Raw genomic sequence first — 18,618 nt, 5'->3', positions numbered from 1 at the left:
GAGACGTTCCCCGCATGCGGAAGATACTCGTCGTCGGAGCCGGCCAGTCCGGTCTCCAGCTCGCCCTCGGCCTCCAGTCGCACGGGTACGAGGTCACCCTGATGTCGAACCGGACGGCGGACGAGATCCGCTCCGGCCGGGTCATGTCGACGCAGTGCATGTTCCACACGGCCCTGCAGCACGAGCGCGACCTCCAGCTGAACTTCTGGGAGTCCCAGGCCCCGAAGATCGCCGGACTCGGCGTCTCGGTCGCGGCGCCCGGCTCGCACGACCCGGGCCCGACCCAGCGCGCGATCGACTGGGTGGGCCGGCTGGACGGGTTCGCCCAGTCCGTGGACCAGCGGGTGAAGATGGCCGGCTGGATGGAGATCTTCGCCCAGCGCGGCGGTCAGCTCGTCATCCACGGCGCGGCCGTCTCCGACCTCGACTACTTCTCCCGCGCCTACGACCTCGTCCTGGTCTCGGCGGGCAAGGGCGAACTGGTGTCCATGTTCGCCCGGGACCCCGAGCGCTCCCCCTACGCCGAGCCGCAGCGTGCCCTCGCCGTCTCCTACGTCCACGGCGTGGGCCCCCGCCCCGAGCACCCGGACATGGAAGCGGTCCGCTGCAACCTGGTCCCCGGCGTCGGCGAGCTGTTCATCATGCCGACGTTCACCCTCTCGGGGCGTGCCGACATCCTCTTCTGGGAGGGCGTACCCGGCGGCCCGCTCGACGTGTTCAACGGCGTCAAGGACCCCGCGGAGCACCTCTCCCTGACCCTCGAACTCATGGAGAAGTTCACGCCCTGGGAGTACGCGCGGGCGACGAAGGTCGAGCTCACGGACGCGGGCGGCACACTGGCCGGCCGCTACGCGCCCACCGTCCGCAACCCCGTCGGCCGGCTCCCCGGCGGCGGCCTGGTCCTCGGCGTCGCGGACGTCGTCGTCGCCAACGACCCGATCACCGGCCAGGGCTCCAACTCCGCGTCCAAGTGCGCGGCGGCGTACCTCGCGTCGATCCTCGAGCACGGCGAGAAGGAGTTCGACGAGGAGTGGATGCAGGCCACCTTCGACCGGTACTGGGACACCGCCCAGCACGTCACCAAGTGGACCAACGCCATGCTGGCCCCGCCGCCGGAGCACATCGTCAACCTCCTGGGCGCAGCCGGCCAGCTCCAGCCGGTGGCCGATCGTTTCGCCAACGCCTTCAACGACCCGGCCGACTTCGAGAACTTCTTCTACGAGCCGGAGAAGACGGCGGCGTACCTGGCCTCGGTCACCGGAGCCTGAGAGCCCTTTGACCTGGGCTCCGGCCGTCGTCGTCTGTCGTTGTCGGTCAGCGTCGGCCGCCCTCGCACGGCCCACAGACGGCCCCGGAGACAGCCTCTCCGGGGCCGCTGGTGTTCTTGGCGTTGAGTCTGGTTGCCCGACGGCGGACACCTTCGGCCGGCCAAACCTCAGCCGACGACAGCCAGCCACGATGGCGGGTGCGCCGACCGAGGTACGCACGCGTATGCCTCGCCGCACCCCCACCGACCCCAGCCACGCTGCAATGCCGTCGACCAGAGCAAGTCACGACGGCCGGTCCGTGACCACGGTGTCGCAGCCCTCAGCTTGGGAAGCTGCGGGCATTTGGCGCGGGTAGGGCTGCTGAACTGGGCGTTTGCCTGACACCAGATCTCATTGCCCTTGATCGCTTTCACCGTGGTTCCCCGCGGTTCCCCGCTCTATCTGGTGCGCTTGTGGTGCGTCGGTCGTGTCCTGGCCTGGCGCCGTCGATTCGCTGGCTCCGCTGTGCAGGTTGGCGCGGAGACGCGCCTTGGCTGATTCGAGCCGCGGACGGTACTCGGGCATGAAGATCTCGCAAGGCATTGGTGGAAGTAACACAAGCTGGCCTTGCTGGGGCTGCCAGTGCCGTCCTCAACCCGGGGCCGCACTAGTGGTGCCCGGCAGCCCGGTGCGGAGAGCGTGCGGGAGGGCAGAATGACGTTCACAAGTCGCGAGCGAAGGAGCGTTGCGAAGTGAGGCCGGGAAAGCGGCAGGAGCTGGCCGAGGACACGGGTGAGGCGCATGCTGTGGACGGGGCACTCGCGAACAGCGGCGTCCTGAAGATCGCCGGGGATCTGGTCCTGGGGCAGGGCCGCCCCGTCTTGTCCTCGGGCTATCTGCATGAGGTCGCCCAGCTCGCGGCCGTCCGGTTCGAGGGTCGAGCCGCCGAATTGGCGGCCATGGCCGCGTTCTCCACCGCACCCGACGGTGTCCAGGAGGCCCAGGGAGGCGATGCGGGCACGGCCTACTGGCGGTGGCTGGCGCCAGCGTGGTCAGGAAAAACCGCGCTTATGGCGCAGTTTGCACTGCACCCTCCGCAGGGCGTGGACGTGCTGGCCTTCTTCATCACCGCACGTGCCGCCGGGCGCTCGGACCGGACCGCTTTCCTGGCCGCCCTGCAGGGGCAGTTGCGGGAGTTCCTGTGCGACGCCGACGTGGACTGCGCCTCCCAGGGCCAGTTCCTCGACGCCCTCGAACGTGCCGCAGACAGGGCCACGGCCGAAGGCCGAAGGCTGGTCCTGCTTGTCGACGGACTCGACGAGGACACCGGCGTCGAGTCGGCCAGCAGCGGTTACAGCATTGCCGCGCTACTGCCGCGCGTGCCGCCTCCGGGCCTGCGAATCGTCGTGGCCGGCCGCCCAAATCCGCCCATCCCCAGCGATGTACTAGAGAACCACCCGCTGCACAGTGCGCACGTTGACCACCTGCTGGCACCGTCACCCGCGGCTCAGGCGCTACGGAAGGCCGCGGAGCGCGACCTTCACGCCCTGCTGACGGGTGGTGGGTCCGGGCGGGAGGTGGCGTGCCTGATCGCCGCCGCCAACGGTGGCCTGAGCGCCCAAGACCTGGCCGACCTCATGGGCGAGGTGAGTGCCTGGGAGGTCGAAGAGGTCCTCGGCGGATCATTGGGCCGGTCCTTCCAACCCCGGCCCGCCCAATGGCAGGCCACAGGCCAACAACCGGAACAACTGTTCTCCTTCGCCCACGAAGAGCTGCAACAGGGCGCTCTGAAGCGGATCTCCACGGCGGCGCTTGAAGGTTATCGTGCGCGGGTGCACGCCTTCACCGACGCCTGGCGCCAGGCTGGCTGGCCAGCCGACACGCCGGAATATGCTCTTGTCGGCTACCCGCAGTTGTTACGCAATCTGGCGGACACCACTCGTCTCACCGTACTGGCGACCGATGCGGTGCGGCACGAGAGACTGTGGGAGACCACCGGCTCCGACACAGAGGCGCTGGCCGAGATCGCCGACGCCATCGGTCTCCACCGGGCCGCAAGCAATCCCAATCTGCGGGCGTGCGTGCGGCTGGCTGAGCGCCGCGACGAGATCCGCGGGCATGTCACCAGTATTCCTGACGATGTCATCGAGACTTGGGCGATCGTGGGGCACGTACGACGTGCCCTCACCCTGGCCCAGGTGGCGCACGGTTCGAGGCGGATACCCGACCTCGTCAGGCGGCTCCTCTTTGCGGGGAGAGCCGACCACAACACCGCGTCGCTCGTAGCGTCGGTGGCCCGTCAGCTCCTGAGCCCCGTCCAGGACGCCTGGGAACTACGGGACGTCGCCGATGCCCTCTGCGGCGCCGGGCACCCCCAACAAGCCGCCGACCTCGCCCGCAGCATCGCCAGGCCCGACCGGCGCGACGACGCCCTCGCCACTGTCGTCGGCGCGATGGCCAGGAGCGGAGACCCTCAACAGGCCGCCGAACTCGGCCGAGGCATCACCGACCCCGACCGGCAGGCTGGAGTTCTCGCCTCCGCTGCCAGGGCACTGGCCCGGTCGGGGCGTCAAGAGCAAGCCGTGGAGCTCGCCCGAAGCATCGCCGACCCCCAGCGGCGGAACGGAGTGCTGGGCTCGCTGTCCGCCGCTGCCTCCGAAGCCGCGGACGATGAGCCGGCCAGCGCATACCCCTCTTCTCCTTACGCGTTCGGCCGGCAAGCCCGGATCCCGGCCGAGCCCGTCGAGCACGCCAATTTCGCGAAGGACCAAGAGCGAGCAGCCGAACGTGCCCGCGGCATCTCCGACCCGGACCGACAGGCCAAGGCTCTGGGCGCCATAGCCAAGGAGTTGGCCCTGAGTGGATTCCACCGGCAGGCCACCGAACTCGCTGACGAAGCCGCTCGCCTCGCTCGCGGCATCGTTAACCAAGACGAACGGGACGGGGCGCTCACGGTCGCTGCTCGGGCCGTGGCCCGCAAGGGGCACCACGCCTTGGCCGCCGAACTCGCCCGCGCCGTGATCGACACCGACCGGCGCGCGGACACCCTGGCGGCTGTGGCCGTGCTCATTGCCCGCGCGGGTGCTCGTCAGCAGGCAGCCGAACTCGCGGACGAGGCGGCAGAGCTCGCCCGTGGCGGCACTGCCCTCGGGCCGAAGGCCGCGCTGCTGGCAGTGGTCGCCGAGGCCATGACACTCACGGGACGTCACGAGCAGGCAGCCGAACTCGCCCACATAGCAGCCAATCTCGCCCACGATGCCAAAGGGTCCGGTCGACGTGCGATGGCCCTCACGCTCGCCGCGAGGGCCATCGCACGTACCGGACGCCATCGACAAGCGATCGACATCGCACGAATGGTCACCGAGCCCGACTTGCTGGAGGGGGCGTACGGGGCCGTGGCCGTGGTTATCGCCCACGCGGGGCACCCCGGAGAAGCGATCGAACTCACACGAAGAATCGACGACCCCGACCGGAAGGCGAAGGCACTAGCAGCCGTCGCCACGGCCCTGGCTCACGCGGGACGTCACCGACAAGCGGCTGACCTCGCCTTGAGTATCAGCCGGCAGACCAGCCGGGTCAGGGCCCTGACCCTCATAATCAGGACAATGGTCCGAACAGGTCACCGACAAGAGGCCGTTGAACTCTCCCGGACAGCTGTCAACCTCGCCCACGAGGCCGGGGACGCGAACTGGCACGCCAGAACGTTGGCGACCGCCGCCGAAGTGCTGGCCCACGACGGGCACCACGAGCAGGCCGTCGGTTTCGCCCAAGCGGCTGCCAAGTTCGCCCGAACACTCAAGGACCCCGGCCGACGCGCGGCGGCACTTGCGGGCGCCGCCCGTGCCTTGACCAGCACGGGGTGTCGGGGACAGGCCGAAAGCGTAGGGCGACAGGCCGTCAATGCGGCCCGCACCATCAAGGACCCCGGGCAGCGGGTCAAGACGCTGACGTCCGTGGCGAAAAAGTGCCCGGATATTCTCAACGGGCGTGTGCTCCTGGCCGAGGCACTCGACATCGGCCCCTTGCAGCAGGTGGTCGAGTGCCTGCCCGACATCGCACCAGAGACCCTGGAACTGCTGGCTCGACTGATGACCACCAAACGTCCGGAGACAGACCATGGACGAACGGCCCGAGCGGGGACATCGGCAGGACACTTGCTCGGGTAGGACGACCAGGAAGGGATGGGCCGATGAGCGGACGGCAGCGAGCGGTGGCCGGGCTAACAGGGCTGGCGGTGGCGGTACTGGCCGGGGTCTTCTGCTTTCTGAGCTGGGACCGGGCCAACCAGGTCGCCGGGGTCGTCTCGGCGCTGGTGGGCGTCGTAGCCCTGGGGACTGGGGTCCTGGCCCTGATGTCGGGCCGTGACGGGTCGGTGCGGGTCGTGAATACTGGGCCGGCCACTGCGGTCGGTGCGGGCTCGCACGCCAACACCGGTCTGACCGCTCAGGGGGGCGTGCGCGGAGGCATGGAAGTCGACGGGACCGCAGAGGCACGAGCCGAGGACGGCGGCCGCTCGAACACTGGCTACGACCAACTCTGACGCGTCAGCGAACTGCGCCGACCGTCCGGGGAGAGGAAGAGGCGGGGCGGCAGCTGGCTTCGTTGCCGCCCCGTAGGTGAGACACCGGGCCCAGTGTCCAGCCCGCCCCTGTAACCGGTGCTGGACATCCGTGCTCCGCCAAGGACGGCGAGAAAGAAATGGATGGCTGCGCTGTCCTTTGACGGGATCCTGCATTCGCTCAGCGTCTTGTCCAGCGTTTCGGAGATCGCGTAGATCGGTGACCAGACGGCTCGGTCCTGCACGATCCCCTCAAGGTCCCCGGACTGGAACATGACTTGGTGGAGCCAGTCCGACAGCACGAACGCTTGATCGTGCGTGAGCCTAATGGTGATCGCTTCCTCGTCCACACCCTCAACCTAGCTCCATCGACTGGCGGTGTCGTAGGTACGAGCTCCCGTGGGGACCAACACGCTTTCCAACTGTGGTGGTGGGCTCGGGGGCATCGGACGGGACCGTTCACCTGCGTTCATGGGCGGCCGGTCGTGTGAGCTGCTTCCGAGCTCGGTCTCATATGAACGGCTGTGAACGGCGCTGAATGAGACGGAAACTGAGACGGCCCCGCCGTTGCCGAGCCGCCTCGTGGGTGGCGTGACCAGGGCGGCCAGGTCGTGGCCGTCGAACGCGGCGACAGGAATCCGCTTGTGCCAGCGTTCACTGGCCTACTCGTCAACACACCGGCGGCCGTAACGTGCGGCCGCCGAAACGATCAACGCCCTGACCAGGAATGCAGGCCGCGACGGCGCTCGCTCAACTGCTCAGGCCGAAGTCTTCGGGCGAGTCGCCACCCCGGGAGTGCGGCGGCCGCCAGGTCTTTCCGGCAGGCAGGTCGCCCCCAACATCGCGGCGGTAGTTCTCCTGGGCTTTCGCGCTGGCCTGACGATCGCCGATGTCTACTAGCGCCCCCCTTACCGAATGCGGCTCGAGGCCTCCGCGCTTCGGCTTCTCGTCTGCGGCGGGCTCGGGGGCGGGAAGCGGCGGGTCGATCTCGCTGCTCTCTTGGGCGGCCTCCTCCTCGTCGGCATGGAGGGCCAGAGCGGCCCATACGGCGAGGACCGCGCCGCCGACAACGAGCATCTTCGGCCCGTTCTTCTTGAAGAAGTCCTTCACCTTCCCGCCCACGGGAGAGGTCTGGCCGTCCTCGGGGGTGGCCTGGTCGTTGACCTCAGGGGTCTCGTCGGAGGCGTTCACCTGCACAGACCTACCGGACCCAACTCTCGGCTGTCAGGCGATTACCGACATCGCCCGGTCAAGTTCAGTAGCCTCCTCGGGGTCGAGGAGGTGCCATGGCACTGGTTCGCAAGGGATCGCGACGGATCGTCGTCGTCGGGACGGTGTACCGCTGGCGGCTGCGGGGCAGGCCGACGTACGACCAAGGCTTGGCCCAGTCGCGGTGCACGTTCGCGGTCGAGCACGCGGACACCCCTGGGACAACGCTTGTGGTCACCACCAACGAGCCGCATCCGAGCAACTGGTTCGGCCGTGCGGCTGAGCCGGTCCTCCGCTCCACAGTTGCCGCGGCTGTCCGGCTTGCCTTGTCTGAGGGGTGGGCTCCGAAGGCTCCGGGCTCCGCGTTCCACCTCGACCAGTCCGCCGGCTTCATGCCCTCGCCCTGAACGGAGCCGGCTAATCGTCGGTGCTCGTACCTCAGCCGAAGACAGTCCGCCACGATGGCGGGTGCGCCGACCGACCACGCACGCGTGTGCCTCGCCGCACCCCCACCGGCCTCAGCCACGCTGCTATGCCGTCGACCAGAGCAAGTCACGCCGTCGGAAGCGTGGTGGTGAGACCTTGGGTGAGGACCGCTTCGTCCCGAAGCAACTTAGGCGGGGGTGCTGCCTTGGGCTGATGTGCCTCTCACCTGCGCTGATGGTCCGCAGACGTTCGCGCTTGTCCGCCGTTGTTCGTGGGCGTTGTCACGCAGTTAGACACTCACTGGTGCTGCGTCCTGCTGGTGCCTGTGGCAGAAGACCACCTGGTCCGTAGATCTAACCCGATCGGTCAGCGACGGTCATACCGCCCGCTCCGAGGCACCGGAGGGACGCTACCGGACGGGGTCGGTCGTTGGGGTTGCGGTACGGAGTTGCTGTACAGCGACCGGGCAGGAAGCCTGTCCCGCCGGCTCCTTCATCGACCGCAAGCAGCCGCACCTTCCGGTCCGTCTGCGGCGCGCCGGGCCGTCACCAGATAGCCCACGAAGCTAACGTCCGGCCTGGCCTTCGCCCACCCGTCCGCCTCCTTGGCCGGAACCAGCACGGTCGTGCCCGGAACGGGGTGGTTCACATTATCCGTGGCGCCCGGAGGTACCTCGTAACGACAGTGCACCTCGGCGATCGACACCACCTCTACCGAGGTGGGTGCGTGCCCCTCCCCTTGGCCGTGATGCTCCTCGCGGAAGTCGATCTCATCCGCACGTTCGCTGCCAACGACGTCGGCGTAATCCTCCGGATCGATCTCCAGCAGTGTCCAGGAGACAACATCCCCTGGCGCGAAGCTCTGTCCGCAGCACTGGATCTGCCAGTCATCGACCCAAATAGTCAACGTCATGCCGCCATTGTCCGCCGAGCGACCGGGGCTCATCAGGGGCCTCGCCCATGATCTACGACACCCGCTTTAGGAGAGAGGCGGGGGGATCGTGCCGCTGAGCTGGGGTTTCAATACCTGGTCAGGCTGCCGGGAACTCGACCGCGAGACACCCCCGTTGACTGCGGCGGACCCCTGCATCTGGCACGGCAGTGGCACGAACCTCAGCCGACGACAGTCAGCCACGACGGCGGGTGCGCCGGCCGACCACGCACGCGTATGCCTCGCTGCACCCCCACCGGCCTCAACCACGCTACCGGCTTGTGCCGTCGACCAGAGCGAGCCAAGACGGCGGACGCGTGGTGACGAGAGCTTGAGGCCGTGACTTCTTCGTCCCGAAGCAACTTGGGTGTGAGCCCTGCCTTGGGAGGGTGTGCCCTTCACGTGCAGTGATGGTCCGCAGACGTCCGAGCTTGTCCGCCGTTGTTCGTCGGCGTTGTCACGCAGTTTGACACTCGCCCGGTGTGGCTCCCGGCGCGTGGGATCAGCGCACGTCAGCTCAGTTCTCCGGGTGCAGGCATAACCCTTCCAGTGTGGCAGATCAACAGCGGTTGCCCAGGCCAGAACGGGGTGGGGGTGGTCACCTGTGGGTGCCGACTGTCAGCGTTGGTCGGCTTCGGACGGCCCAGGGACGGCCCAAGAGACGCCCGGTTGCCGCCACCGCTAGTTAGATGGTGCCAGGGGGCGTCACCACTGTGACCGACTGAGGGGCGCACAGCGCCCGGGTGTGAACCGGAGGCAACAGCACGCGCGCCATACCTCGGAACTCGACGGCCCTTCGCCCAAACCGGGAGTAATCCACCATTCGCGACGAACTGGCGCGGCTTGTTGGTAACTAGCAGGAACGCCAGCCCGTCCCCGGCGACAGGGAGCAGCTCAAATTGGCACACGTCCAAAGGTTTGCTCCCCAGCGACACCAGAGCGAATCATCGGAACGGGACCAGTACATTTACACTTAGTAATTCCAAGCCTGAGGGTCGGCCTTCCGGCCCACTCGTCGAATATCCGCAGACAGCTTTTCGCTAGTGTCCGACCAGCGCCAAGGCAATCCGGAATCTTTCACCTTCGACCACTGCCTGTCGAGATAAAGGCGAAAATACTCGCTTCGAGTAACCCTCTCCGGCAAGGTATGGTCATCCTTAATTAGATTCCTGTACTGCTCGTCAACAATCGGCGTGTCAACGAGCATCGCGTCAACATACGCAAAATAGGCGAGGAGAACCCGAGTCGTGTATGCACCCACGGTAGTAATCCTATAGTGGAGTCGCGGAATTTCCCCCGAGTGGCGTGGAGCAGTGTCAAGAAGCCTTTTTTCCACTGCATAGTCGAGCGCGTTTGTCACTTGCTCAACATCAAAGCCTAGGTTCTGAGCGAACTCGAAGAGAGCCTCCGCCGAAACGTACCCTTCGTCTCCGACTCGCTCCCCCAAAATCTGAGTCTGACTAAGAATCAGCGGCAGCAGGAAGTGCTCTCGACCGTCCGGCCGCGTGATTCGGAAAAGATTCGCGATAGGGGAAGATTGCGGTTCGTAGTAGACTCCATCACCGAACAACAGGGCCCGAAGAAACTCATGCAGCGGTACGGTATACCGCCCGCTCTCTTGAAAAATTCGGATCATCTTGGCTGTGTCAATGTGCCCGCTTCCGATAAACCCTGTAACGAAGCTCAGCGCCATGCGCATATTGCCCCCAGCAAGATTATCGATAAGCGCAAGCAGGTTATCGTTCGATCGGAAATTCTCTGCGAGAATCTCAAGAAAGACTTCAAGGCTTTCGCTGTCGACAGTCACGTTTGCTGGAAACGAACCCAAGCGTCCCGTTGCACGCAGTTGCCCCAAAGCAAAATCGACTCGCCGTTGCAACATCACGTCTGCTCGCGGTGGAGCAATAGTGAAAACGCGCGCTTGATATCCAGAAAGAGTGCCGCTTCGACTCGAACGATAGAAAGTCTCTGGCCTCAACGTCACAAACACCGTGGCTGGCCACGTTTGCGCGAGCTCATTCGCGATGAGGAATACCTGCTCCTGATCCTCGCTGCTGCGCTGGTCGATATTATCCAAGAAGATTACCAGTTGTCTGCGCCAGTTGGATCGCAGGTGCTCCAGGCTGGCCTTCAAGTGCCCGGCACGATCCTCCACGGCCCGCCGCAGAAGATTGATCTTTTCCTTCTCGTAAGCGATAGGATCGATTTCCTTGAGGCGCCCAATTACACCTCGTTCGAACCGGTTCAACGCACCGTGGTGCACCGCTTCCACGAAAGATGCATCTTCGATGTCGGCATCATAGTTCTCGCGCAATTGCCGAATGGACTCTTCAACTACGTGCGAGTCAATCCGGGTGAGCGTTGTAGATGAGCCAAAATCGATGTAGAGACTGATGGCTTTGTCGAACAACTCCTCAGCATCGACATGCACTAGCCTTTGAATGAAGGTTGTCTTACCCACCCCAACATCACCCAGCAGCACGATCGGCCTCCGCGCCGCAGCGGCTGCCAGCATGTCTTGCGTCAGGTTCTGATTGAGACCCTTCTTACCCTCAATAGGAGATACATCTGGCCCGTCTTCTTCGCTCAGCAAGGCGTAACGCGTTCGGAGGATTTGCTTACTTACCTCAGCATACTGAGACAGTGCACCACTCGATGCGTAGCACTCCCGCAAGAAATCCTTGCGCAGCTCTTCGAGACGAGTGACATCTTCCAGGAAAAGTTCACCCAAAATGTCAAGCCCAGATTGCAGACTATTTCTCCGCTTCGATCCTGGGTAGTTGACCAAGTGCATAGAAAGAGGCTCGGGGGGAGGTGCTTCCAGCAAGCTCACTGTACTGTGAAGAACTTTTGCATCGACGCCACTGGCCGAAGCGTTATCCCACAAGAGCCGAAAATCTGCTCGCATATCGGCAAGGCTGGGGAACACCAAAGCTCTACCCTTTAGAGGTGGCACCCCATCCATCCGAACGGCGATAAACAGAACAAGCTGATGCCCATTGGTTACACCTGCAGGCGCTACACCATTGCGCGCGGCATACTGCGCAACCTGCGTCAGGGCCTCCTTGAGAGCCTTCCCTTTATCTCCAATGATGAGATTTTCGATCTTATGAATGCCAGTGCTGACCCCTGCTGGCAGGTCGAAATGAATCCCTTCGCGCTTGGCCTCGATAATAAGCTGTGTGGCCGGAGACCCTAGGGCATAGTCGATCCAACCTGTGCCAGCCTGCTCCTCTGCCTTGATACTGGCTCTTGACCAGCGTAGAACATCAATGAGGAGTTTGTCGATCAGGTGGAGCCGAGTGGTTGCCTCGTTGCGCTTATCGCCGACTGCATTAGCTTCAGCCCACTCAATGAGGTCATCAAGAGCAGATTTACCCGAATCATAAATGCTCGACAACTTTTACCGGCCCTGACTATGGAGGGATGGATGCTGGCTGTACAAGCCTATCGGTTGTCAAGGACGCCAACCACAACAGATCAGCTGATGAGAACGATCTTGAACCTGTTGCGAGGCCGACGCTGCTTGTGGCACCAACGAGGTCGGCGGAGCGGGGAGGTGGCTAAAGCCGTGGAGCCGACCGCCCCAGCCACAGAGGGTTCTCCCACTTCGTACCCGCAGCTCGCGAGCGCGCCGCCGGGCGCGGCCAGCCGGGGCGCAGACAGGAGGCAGGCCGCGCCGCAGAGGCGGCGCGCGCCCGCGCCGTGCGCGGGCCTTGATGAGGTAGGGAAACCTGTAACAGGTGATCATGATGGGGCGTCGTCGGATGGTCGTCGCCGTTCAGGCTTCTGGGCTCTGCTGTCCCGTGGTGTAGAACCCTCGTTATGGGGAGTGAGCGGCAAGATCGGATGAAGGTGCTTGGTGCGCGCCTTCGTGGGCTTCGTGCTGAGGCTGGTCTGACCGGTGCCGTGCTGGCGCAGCGGGCCGGGGTCGGTCAACCGACCGTGTCGAAAGTGGAGACTGGCCGGATGGTTCCCAGCGTCGACGTCTTGGGCCGGCTGTCTCGTGCTCTCGACCTCGACGAGTCGACCACTCAGGAAGTCCGTGAGCTCCTGGTCGCCGTGGAAGCCGCGCCGGTTGCTGTCGAGACCCCCAGGGCTGAGGCGCCCCTCGGGTCAAGCCTCGACGAGGTGGTGCGGTCCGCTCGGCTCGTCCGTTCCTTCCAATGTGTCGTCCTGCCGGCCATGCTCCAGAGCGCTGAGTACGCCCGGCATGTCTTCGAGAGTGCGCCGGACTCCACTCCTGAAGGTGTCGGTCGTGCGGTGGCCGCTCGTGTGGAGCGGCAGTCTCTCTTGTACGAGCCCGGGCGTGAGTCGGTGTTCGTGCTGACGGAGGGTGTCTTGCGCACCTGGCCGGGCAGTCCTGCGCTGATGCTCGCCCAGCTTGACCGGCTGCTGGCCGTCGAGAGCCTGAGCACGGTCCGACTCGGCGTCATCCCCTGGCGGCAAGCCGTACCCGTCGTGCCTGGTCACGGGTTCACCCTGTGCGATCGGACGGCGGTGGTCGTCGAGACCTTCCGCGGTGAGCGTGTGCTGGACGACTCCGCTGAAGTCGCCGCGTACGAGGACACGTTCAGCCGCTTCGAAGGAGCCGCGACCTTCGGCTCTGAGGTGCGGGAACTGCTTCTCCAAGTGATGAAGGACTTCCGAGAGCTGGACGGCTCCGCCACTCGATAGAGGAATAATTCCTCAAGATGCCTGGCTGGCCAGTCGGGCGTAGGAATACTCTGCTCATTGCATCGTCTAGCCCCCTAGACGCGGAGGAGTGTTCCCGCATGCCCAAAGAGTGGTCCCGCATCTTCCCCGGCCAAGCCTGGCAAGTCGCTGAAGCTCGTCACTTCGTCGCCGCCATGCTTGAGGGCGAGGCGTCAGGCCTCGTTGATGACGCCGTCCTGGTCGTCGGCGAACTGGCGGCCAACGCCGTACGGCACACGCGGAGCGGCTGGTACCGGGGATGGTTCCTGGTGGTCGTCGGCTTCACCGACGACTTCGTGCGGATTCAGGTCGTCGACCAGGGCGGCGACGACGAGCCCATGGTGCGGAGTGTGAACGCTCCGTTGGATCAGGGCGGCCGCGGGCTGATGCTCGTCTCGGCCTGCGCGAAAGACTGGGGCGTGAAGGACCGGCCCGCTGGTGGGCGCTGTGTCTGGGCGGACCTGGCGCGGGTGGGTGCGTGATGGTGAGCCGTGCGATAGCGGCCCGCGCCTGCCTCGCGGGCGGCAGAGGGTGAGCCCCAAGGGTGTGCCTCGACGTAGGGCCGCGTTCTACGTGATTGGTGTCCGATCGGGACGGCGTCTCGCGCCCGTTCTGTCTAGGGCCCTAGACTCCTGGGTACTGCTAGGAGGTGAAGTCATGTCGGACGAGTTGCAGCGCATCATGGCTATCGAAGATCCGTACCTGCTCCTGAGGGAGGTCACGACCCGTTTGGCCGACGCTCAGCAGGAGGTGACCGAACTCGCCCGGCTTCGTCGCCGAGTGGTTCAAGATCTCCATGCGCAAGGGCTGTCGTACGCGCAGATCGCTACGAAAGCTGGCCTGAGCCGCGGGCGAATCCACCAGATCCGCCACACCGGGCCGGCGCCGGAAGGTGCCTTCTTCGGGCGGGGTGCGGTCATCATCGCGACTCCGCTGCGGCGGGACGATGAGCGCGGGCGCACGGTCGTCGCCGTTGATGACGTCAGCTCCGGCAAGGGCCTGGAAGACCTCGCGCGGTCGTACGGTCTCGACGTCACCTCTGAGCACGTGCCGGTGAGCGGTGAGATCGACCTCAACCGTGACGGCCTGGTCGTCGTCTGCGGTCCGCGCATGTCTCAGCAGATGTGGGACACGTACGCCCAGGATCCCGTACTGCACTGGGAGCAGGCGGAAGACGGGCCCTGGACCCTTGCCGACCGGCGAACCGGCACCCTGTACCGGTCGGGACAGGACAGCGACCCGGCCCGGTCGTACGACGTCGGATACGTCGGTCGGCTGCCCCGACCCGATGGCAAGGGCTCGTTGCTTGCCATCGCCGGTATCCACACGCAAGGTTCGCTCGGCGTCGTGCAGTTGCTCGCCTCCGACCTGAACACGCTGTGGGGACAGGTGGGTGAGCATCGGTTCTCCACCCTGGTCGGCGTCGAGTACGACCCCGAGACCAGCGAGCCGCGATCCGTCGAACTGCTCACCCCCCTCTACCGGCACGACGAGGAGTCGACGGCGTGAGGGTCGCCCTCGACTCACAGCCCGCAGAACCGGGCCGGGAGAACGAGGACTTCGCCGCCGCCGCTCCCGGAGCCGCTGTGCTCTTGGACGGCGCGGGCGTGGCCGGCGGGGAAACCGGGTGCTCGCATGGCGTCGCCTGGTTCTCCTCAACGCTGGGCGGGTTGCTGCTGCGTGCGATCACAACGCATGCTGCCCGGCCCCTGCCTGAGTGCCTGGCCGAATCGATCCGCGCTGTTCGGTCTCTGCACGAGAACAGTTGCGACCTGGTCCACCGGGCTAGTCCAACCAGCACGGTCATCGCCGTACGCGCCCGTGGTGAAGCCTTGGAGTACCTCGTCCTCGGGGACTCGTCCCTCGTGCTGGTCGGCAAGGGGGAAGAAACCACCGTCGTCACTGATCAGCGGCTGGACGAGGTCGGCAAGCGGCTGCGCGGATCGGTCGACGCGTTGCCCACGGGCTCACCCGAACATGCTGCCGCGCTGGCCGAGTATCGCGACGCCCTGACGGAGCTCCGGAACCGGCCGGGCGGCTTCTGGATTGCCGGACCCGACCCGCGAGCCGCCGACCATGCCGATACGGGGACGGTGCCTATGGGCTCGCTGGCCTCCGTAACGCTGCTGAGCGACGGCGCAACGCGGCTCGTCGATCGCTTCGAACTCGCCACCTGGAAAGAGGCGTTGGCAGTCCTCAGCGCTTCTGGCCCTGCTGAGTTGATCCGCCGTGTGCGAGAAGCGGAGGCCGGCGACTTCGACGGGCGGCGCTGGCCTCGTGGCAAGGCGCGCGACGACGCCACTGTCCTCCACTGGACGCTGTCGTAGCTCGTTCCCGTCGCGAGACTCGCTCGTATACCCCCCTAGACAGTTGATGGGGCGTCGGTTTACTGTTGTCGTCAACCCCCCTAGACAGTTAGGGCGGGCCACTCCCTTTGCTGTCTAGGGGGGTATCCAATCGAGCGGGGCCCAGCAGGGTGCCGACAACAGTGAGGTTCAAGAAATGCGTGTCATCCCCGTAGACGTCTCGGCCGCAACGCTGCTCGTCACCAAGCTCCCCGAGGTCAAGGTGAAGGACCGTCAGACCGGTGAGGTTGCCGTGGACCCGGTGACCAACCAGCGGCTCATGGTCCTGGAGCTGGTGTTCATCGCTCAGGGCGGTTCGGACATGATCAAGGTCACCGTCCCGGAGGCGGGTATCGGTGAGGGCCTGGTGATGGGTGCGCCGGTCATCCTGTCCGGCCTCGTCGCCCGTCCCTGGGAGAGCGAGTTCGGCGGGCGGATGCGTCACGGCATCGCCTACCGGGCGGACGCCGTCATGGTCAACGCTCCCGCGCCGGTGAAGGGCTGAGCGCCATGACCGACACCGTTTGGATCCTGGCGTTGTGCCTGGTAGCGCTCGCCGCGCTGCTGGTGCTGCGTCGTCGTATGCCGGTCGCGTTCTGGTGGCTCGTCGGATACCCGCTGGTTGCGCTCCGCGTGGTCACCACCTACCGGGCCACGATGGATGCCTGCGGCCTGACGGTCCCTGCCTCCGCCGTCCGTCGGGCCACGGCTCGGCTCGTCGGGCGGGAAGCCGCTCCCGTACCGCCCCGTCGGTCGTTCCCGCGGCCGACCGGGTCCGGACTTGTCATGCGGCTGCGGATGGCCGCCGGGCAGGCTCCGGAGGACTTCATCGCCTCGGCCGACCGGTTGAGGCACGCGTGGGCAGCCCATGCGGTCCATATCCGCCCGACGAAGCCTGGATGGCTCGAACTGCAGCTGATCGGCTGGGATGTGCTCGCGGACGTGCGGCGGCCTCTGCGGCGGCTGAAGGGCGGGGGCCTGCTCACCCTGCCGCTGGCGCTGCGGGATGACGGGCGCTGGCACGTCCGGGACTTCCGCGCCGTGCCGCATGAACTCATCCTCGGCGCAACGCAGTCCGGCAAGTCCGTCTACCTGCGCAACCTGCTCTGCGGCCTCGCCCGGCAACCGGTCGTGCTCGTCGGAATCGACTGCAAGTGGGGTGTCGAACTCGCACCGTTCGCGCCTCGCCTGTCGGCGCTCGCTGACTCCCCGGACCGGGCGAACGAGCTCCTTGACGCCCTGCTGGAAGAGATGGAGGCACGGTTCCGGCTGATCGGCCTCAGCTCCACCGTCGGGCCGGACGCCGTCCTCACCTCGGACGTGTGGGGGCTGCCCGAGAAGGTACGGCCAGTGCCGGTCGTGGTCGTCGTAGACGAGGTGGCGGAACTCTTCCTCGCCGCGAGCCGGGAGGACGAGAAGCGGCGCGACGCAATGGTCACCAAGCTCATCCGAATCGCCCAGCTCGGCCGGGCGGCCGGCATCTACCTGGAGGTGTGCGGACAGCGCTTCGGCTCCGAGCTCGGCAAGGGCGCCACCATGCTCCGGGCCCAGCTCACCGGCCGTATCTGCCATCGAGTCAACGACGAGACGTCGGCGAACATGGCGCTCGGCGACATCTCTCCTGAAGCGGCGCTCGCCGCCACCTCCATCCCGGCCGAACGGCCCGGCGTCGCGATCGTCGGTGACTCCTCCGGCGGCTGGTCCCGCGCCCGGTCACCACACATCACCCTCGACGAAGCTGCGGCCGTCTGCCGCGCCACCTCCACGCTCGTTCCGGAACTTCCCCGCCTCGACGCCTTCCGGCCGGCCGTCGCTGTCGAGCCTGCCGGTCCGACATCTCTCGCCACCCCCGCGCCGACCGTGCGCCCGGTGACCGAGTAGCCACCTCCCCTTCCCACGGTCGGCGTGACCGCCTCGCGCCAAGTCCCTACCCCTCCCATGCCTCGAACCGGAAGGAAGACGAGCCGATGCGTGCCCACCTCGCCCGCGTGGACGCCGTGATCGTCCAAGCCGTCATCGCGGGTGCCCTGTCCTTCGCCCATCTGCACGACCTCGCGGAGGCGGCAGGACAGGGCGGCTGGAAGGCGTGGGCCTACCCGGTGAGCGTTGACCTGCTGCTGGTCGCCGCCTGGCGCCGGATGCGCGCACAGCAGAGTGCCGGACGACCGGCCGGGGGAGCGCGGTTGTGGTTCCTGGTCGCCTTGTCCGCGTCCCTCGGCGCCAACGTCGCCACGGCCGGCCTCCTCGACCTGGACCACGTACCCGCGTCGCTTCGCGTCGTGGTGGCCGGGTGGCCGGCCGTCGCCTTCTTCGGCGGAACGCTCCTCGCCCATGAGCCTCGAACCCCTGAGAAGTCTTCGGCCTCGGTGTCCCCGAACCTGGATGCCGAACGGCACTCAGCGTCGCCCGCGGTCGACGAGTCCCACCGTGACGCCCTCCCGGCCTCGCCACCCGATACCGCCCCCGACCTGGTCACCGCCTCGCCGCCTGCTCCTGTCGTTGCTCTGCCGCCCGCCCTCGTCGACCGTGTCCGGGCTCTCGCAGAAGAGCACCTGGTCGCCACCGGTCGCCCCGCCGACCCCGACGCCGTCCGCGCCCGGCTCGGTCTGCCTCTGTCCATGACGCCTGCCGTCGCCGCCCACCTCTGACAAGGGAGAGGAACGCCATGCGCCCCGCCATCCGCTCGGCCCTGGAGCACGCCGCAGAACTGACCCGCCGTAACCGGCTCGTCGATGCCTTCGCCCTCGGTGAAGCCGCGATCAACCAGGCCACCGACGAAGAACAGCCCGAGATCCGCCAGTGGCTCGCCGACCACGTCCGCGACTTCACCGGAGAGGACACCCACTGATGACCGGCCCCAGGTTCCGCAACGTCCGCCGTTTCGGCCCCGTACAGGTCGCCTCGTTCCTCGCCCGTGGCCGTCACCGCCACCTGGCCGCCTGCACCGCGCCCCGCTGCGACTTCTCCGCCGAGTACGACAGCCGCGCCGCTGCCGAACTCGCCGCCCGCATCCACCGCTGCAAGGCCTGACAGGAGGTCACCGCCATGGACGTCCCGCTCTGGTTCGCCGTGCTCGTCGTCGCCGTCCTCGGCGTCCAGCTCGCCCGCCCGCCGTGGTGGCTGGTCGCCCTGCTGCTCCTCGGGGGCTACCTCGTCGCGAACAGCGTCCTCGCCCCCGCCGTCGCCGCGCTCCTCGACTGACCGCCCG

General features: G+C 66.5%; 18 protein-coding genes. 14 read left to right on the top strand and 4 right to left on the bottom strand.

Going from position 1 to position 18,618, the window contains the following annotated elements; translation table 11 throughout:
* Window positions 1–14: 14 nt before the first annotated feature.
* The 3 genes from ACFY2L_RS14395 to ACFY2L_RS14385 all read left to right on the top strand — a co-directional run bounded on the left by ACFY2L_RS14395 (window position 15) and on the right by ACFY2L_RS14385 (window position 5,787).
* On the top strand, window positions 15–1,268 hold the full coding sequence (locus ACFY2L_RS14395) for a styrene monooxygenase/indole monooxygenase family protein (RefSeq protein WP_390822493.1): 1,254 nt from the start codon (window positions 15–17) through the stop codon (window positions 1,266–1,268).
* A 731-nt stretch (window positions 1,269–1,999) separates the two neighbouring features.
* The gene (locus ACFY2L_RS14390; RefSeq protein ID WP_390822492.1) at window positions 2,000–5,413 is read left to right on the top strand and encodes a hypothetical protein; all 3,414 of its coding nucleotides are present in this window, start codon (window positions 2,000–2,002) and stop codon (window positions 5,411–5,413) included.
* 23 nt (window positions 5,414–5,436) lie between these two features.
* Entirely contained in the window at window positions 5,437–5,787 is a 351-nt protein-coding gene (locus tag ACFY2L_RS14385; RefSeq protein WP_390822491.1) for a hypothetical protein, read from the top strand.
* Here ACFY2L_RS14385 and ACFY2L_RS14380 read toward each other — a convergent pair.
* A complete protein-coding gene (locus ACFY2L_RS14380; RefSeq protein WP_390822490.1) occupies window positions 5,772–6,155 on the bottom strand; it encodes a hypothetical protein in 384 nt (127 codons plus the stop codon). The two genes, ACFY2L_RS14385 and ACFY2L_RS14380, sit on opposite strands and share 16 nt — an antisense overlap.
* A 400-nt stretch (window positions 6,156–6,555) precedes the next feature.
* On the bottom strand, window positions 6,556–6,996 hold the full coding sequence (locus ACFY2L_RS14375; protein ID WP_390822489.1) for a hypothetical protein: 441 nt from the start codon (window positions 6,994–6,996) through the stop codon (window positions 6,556–6,558).
* 95 nt (window positions 6,997–7,091) lie between these two features.
* Between ACFY2L_RS14375 and ACFY2L_RS14370 the strand changes: the two genes are divergently transcribed.
* Window positions 7,092–7,421 carry a hypothetical protein gene (locus tag ACFY2L_RS14370; protein ID WP_390822488.1) on the top strand — a complete coding sequence of 110 codons (330 nt, stop codon included), beginning with the start codon at window positions 7,092–7,094 and terminating at the stop codon, window positions 7,419–7,421.
* 511 nt (window positions 7,422–7,932) lie between these two features.
* On the opposite strand, the gene ACFY2L_RS14365 is transcribed toward ACFY2L_RS14370, so the two are convergent.
* Both ACFY2L_RS14365 and ACFY2L_RS14360 read right to left on the bottom strand, forming a co-directional pair.
* Window positions 7,933–8,352, bottom strand: coding sequence for a DUF6578 domain-containing protein (locus ACFY2L_RS14365; RefSeq protein ID WP_390822487.1), 420 nt, complete (start codon window positions 8,350–8,352; stop codon window positions 7,933–7,935).
* A gap of 991 nt (window positions 8,353–9,343) precedes the next feature.
* Window positions 9,344–11,770, bottom strand: a complete 2,427-nt coding sequence (locus ACFY2L_RS14360) for a hypothetical protein (protein ID WP_390822486.1) — start codon at window positions 11,768–11,770, stop codon at window positions 9,344–9,346.
* A gap of 425 nt (window positions 11,771–12,195) precedes the next feature.
* On the opposite strand from ACFY2L_RS14360, the gene ACFY2L_RS14355 reads away from it, so the two are divergent.
* From ACFY2L_RS14355 to ACFY2L_RS14310, 10 genes are all read left to right on the top strand, one after another.
* Window positions 12,196–13,047 carry a helix-turn-helix domain-containing protein gene (locus ACFY2L_RS14355; RefSeq protein WP_390822485.1) on the top strand — a complete coding sequence of 284 codons (852 nt, stop codon included), beginning with the start codon at window positions 12,196–12,198 and terminating at the stop codon, window positions 13,045–13,047.
* A gap of 98 nt (window positions 13,048–13,145) precedes the next feature.
* The gene (locus ACFY2L_RS14350) at window positions 13,146–13,547 is read left to right on the top strand and encodes an ATP-binding protein (RefSeq protein ID WP_390822484.1); all 402 of its coding nucleotides are present in this window, start codon (window positions 13,146–13,148) and stop codon (window positions 13,545–13,547) included.
* Between the two features lie 175 nt (window positions 13,548–13,722).
* Entirely contained in the window at window positions 13,723–14,574 is an 852-nt protein-coding gene (locus ACFY2L_RS14345; RefSeq protein ID WP_390822483.1) for a sigma-70 family RNA polymerase sigma factor, read from the top strand.
* Window positions 14,571–15,392 carry an integrase gene (locus ACFY2L_RS14340; RefSeq protein ID WP_390822482.1) on the top strand — a complete coding sequence of 274 codons (822 nt, stop codon included), beginning with the start codon at window positions 14,571–14,573 and terminating at the stop codon, window positions 15,390–15,392. Before ACFY2L_RS14345 ends, ACFY2L_RS14340 begins: the two co-directional genes overlap by 4 nt.
* Before the next feature lie 175 nt (window positions 15,393–15,567).
* Entirely contained in the window at window positions 15,568–15,915 is a 348-nt protein-coding gene (locus tag ACFY2L_RS14335; protein ID WP_366062107.1) for a hypothetical protein, read from the top strand.
* Between the two features lie 5 nt (window positions 15,916–15,920).
* Window positions 15,921–17,291, top strand: coding sequence for an FtsK/SpoIIIE domain-containing protein (locus ACFY2L_RS14330; RefSeq protein WP_390822481.1), 1,371 nt, complete (start codon window positions 15,921–15,923; stop codon window positions 17,289–17,291).
* A gap of 86 nt (window positions 17,292–17,377) precedes the next feature.
* Entirely contained in the window at window positions 17,378–18,058 is a 681-nt protein-coding gene (locus tag ACFY2L_RS14325; protein ID WP_390822480.1) for a DUF2637 domain-containing protein, read from the top strand.
* Between the two features lie 17 nt (window positions 18,059–18,075).
* Window positions 18,076–18,258, top strand: a complete 183-nt coding sequence (locus ACFY2L_RS14320) for a hypothetical protein (RefSeq protein WP_390822479.1) — start codon at window positions 18,076–18,078, stop codon at window positions 18,256–18,258.
* Window positions 18,258–18,440, top strand: coding sequence for a mobile element transfer protein (locus ACFY2L_RS14315; RefSeq protein ID WP_390822478.1), 183 nt, complete (start codon window positions 18,258–18,260; stop codon window positions 18,438–18,440). Before ACFY2L_RS14320 ends, ACFY2L_RS14315 begins: the two co-directional genes overlap by 1 nt.
* 15 nt (window positions 18,441–18,455) lie before the next feature.
* A complete protein-coding gene (locus ACFY2L_RS14310) occupies window positions 18,456–18,611 on the top strand; it encodes a hypothetical protein (RefSeq protein ID WP_389519018.1) in 156 nt (51 codons plus the stop codon).
* Window positions 18,612–18,618 lie beyond the last annotated feature (7 nt).

It is taken from the genome of Streptomyces sp. NPDC001381, from assembly GCF_042895685.1.
Classification (GTDB): Bacteria; Actinomycetota; Actinomycetes; order Streptomycetales; family Streptomycetaceae; genus Streptomyces.
This window is presented reverse-complemented; position numbering and strand designations above follow the sequence as displayed.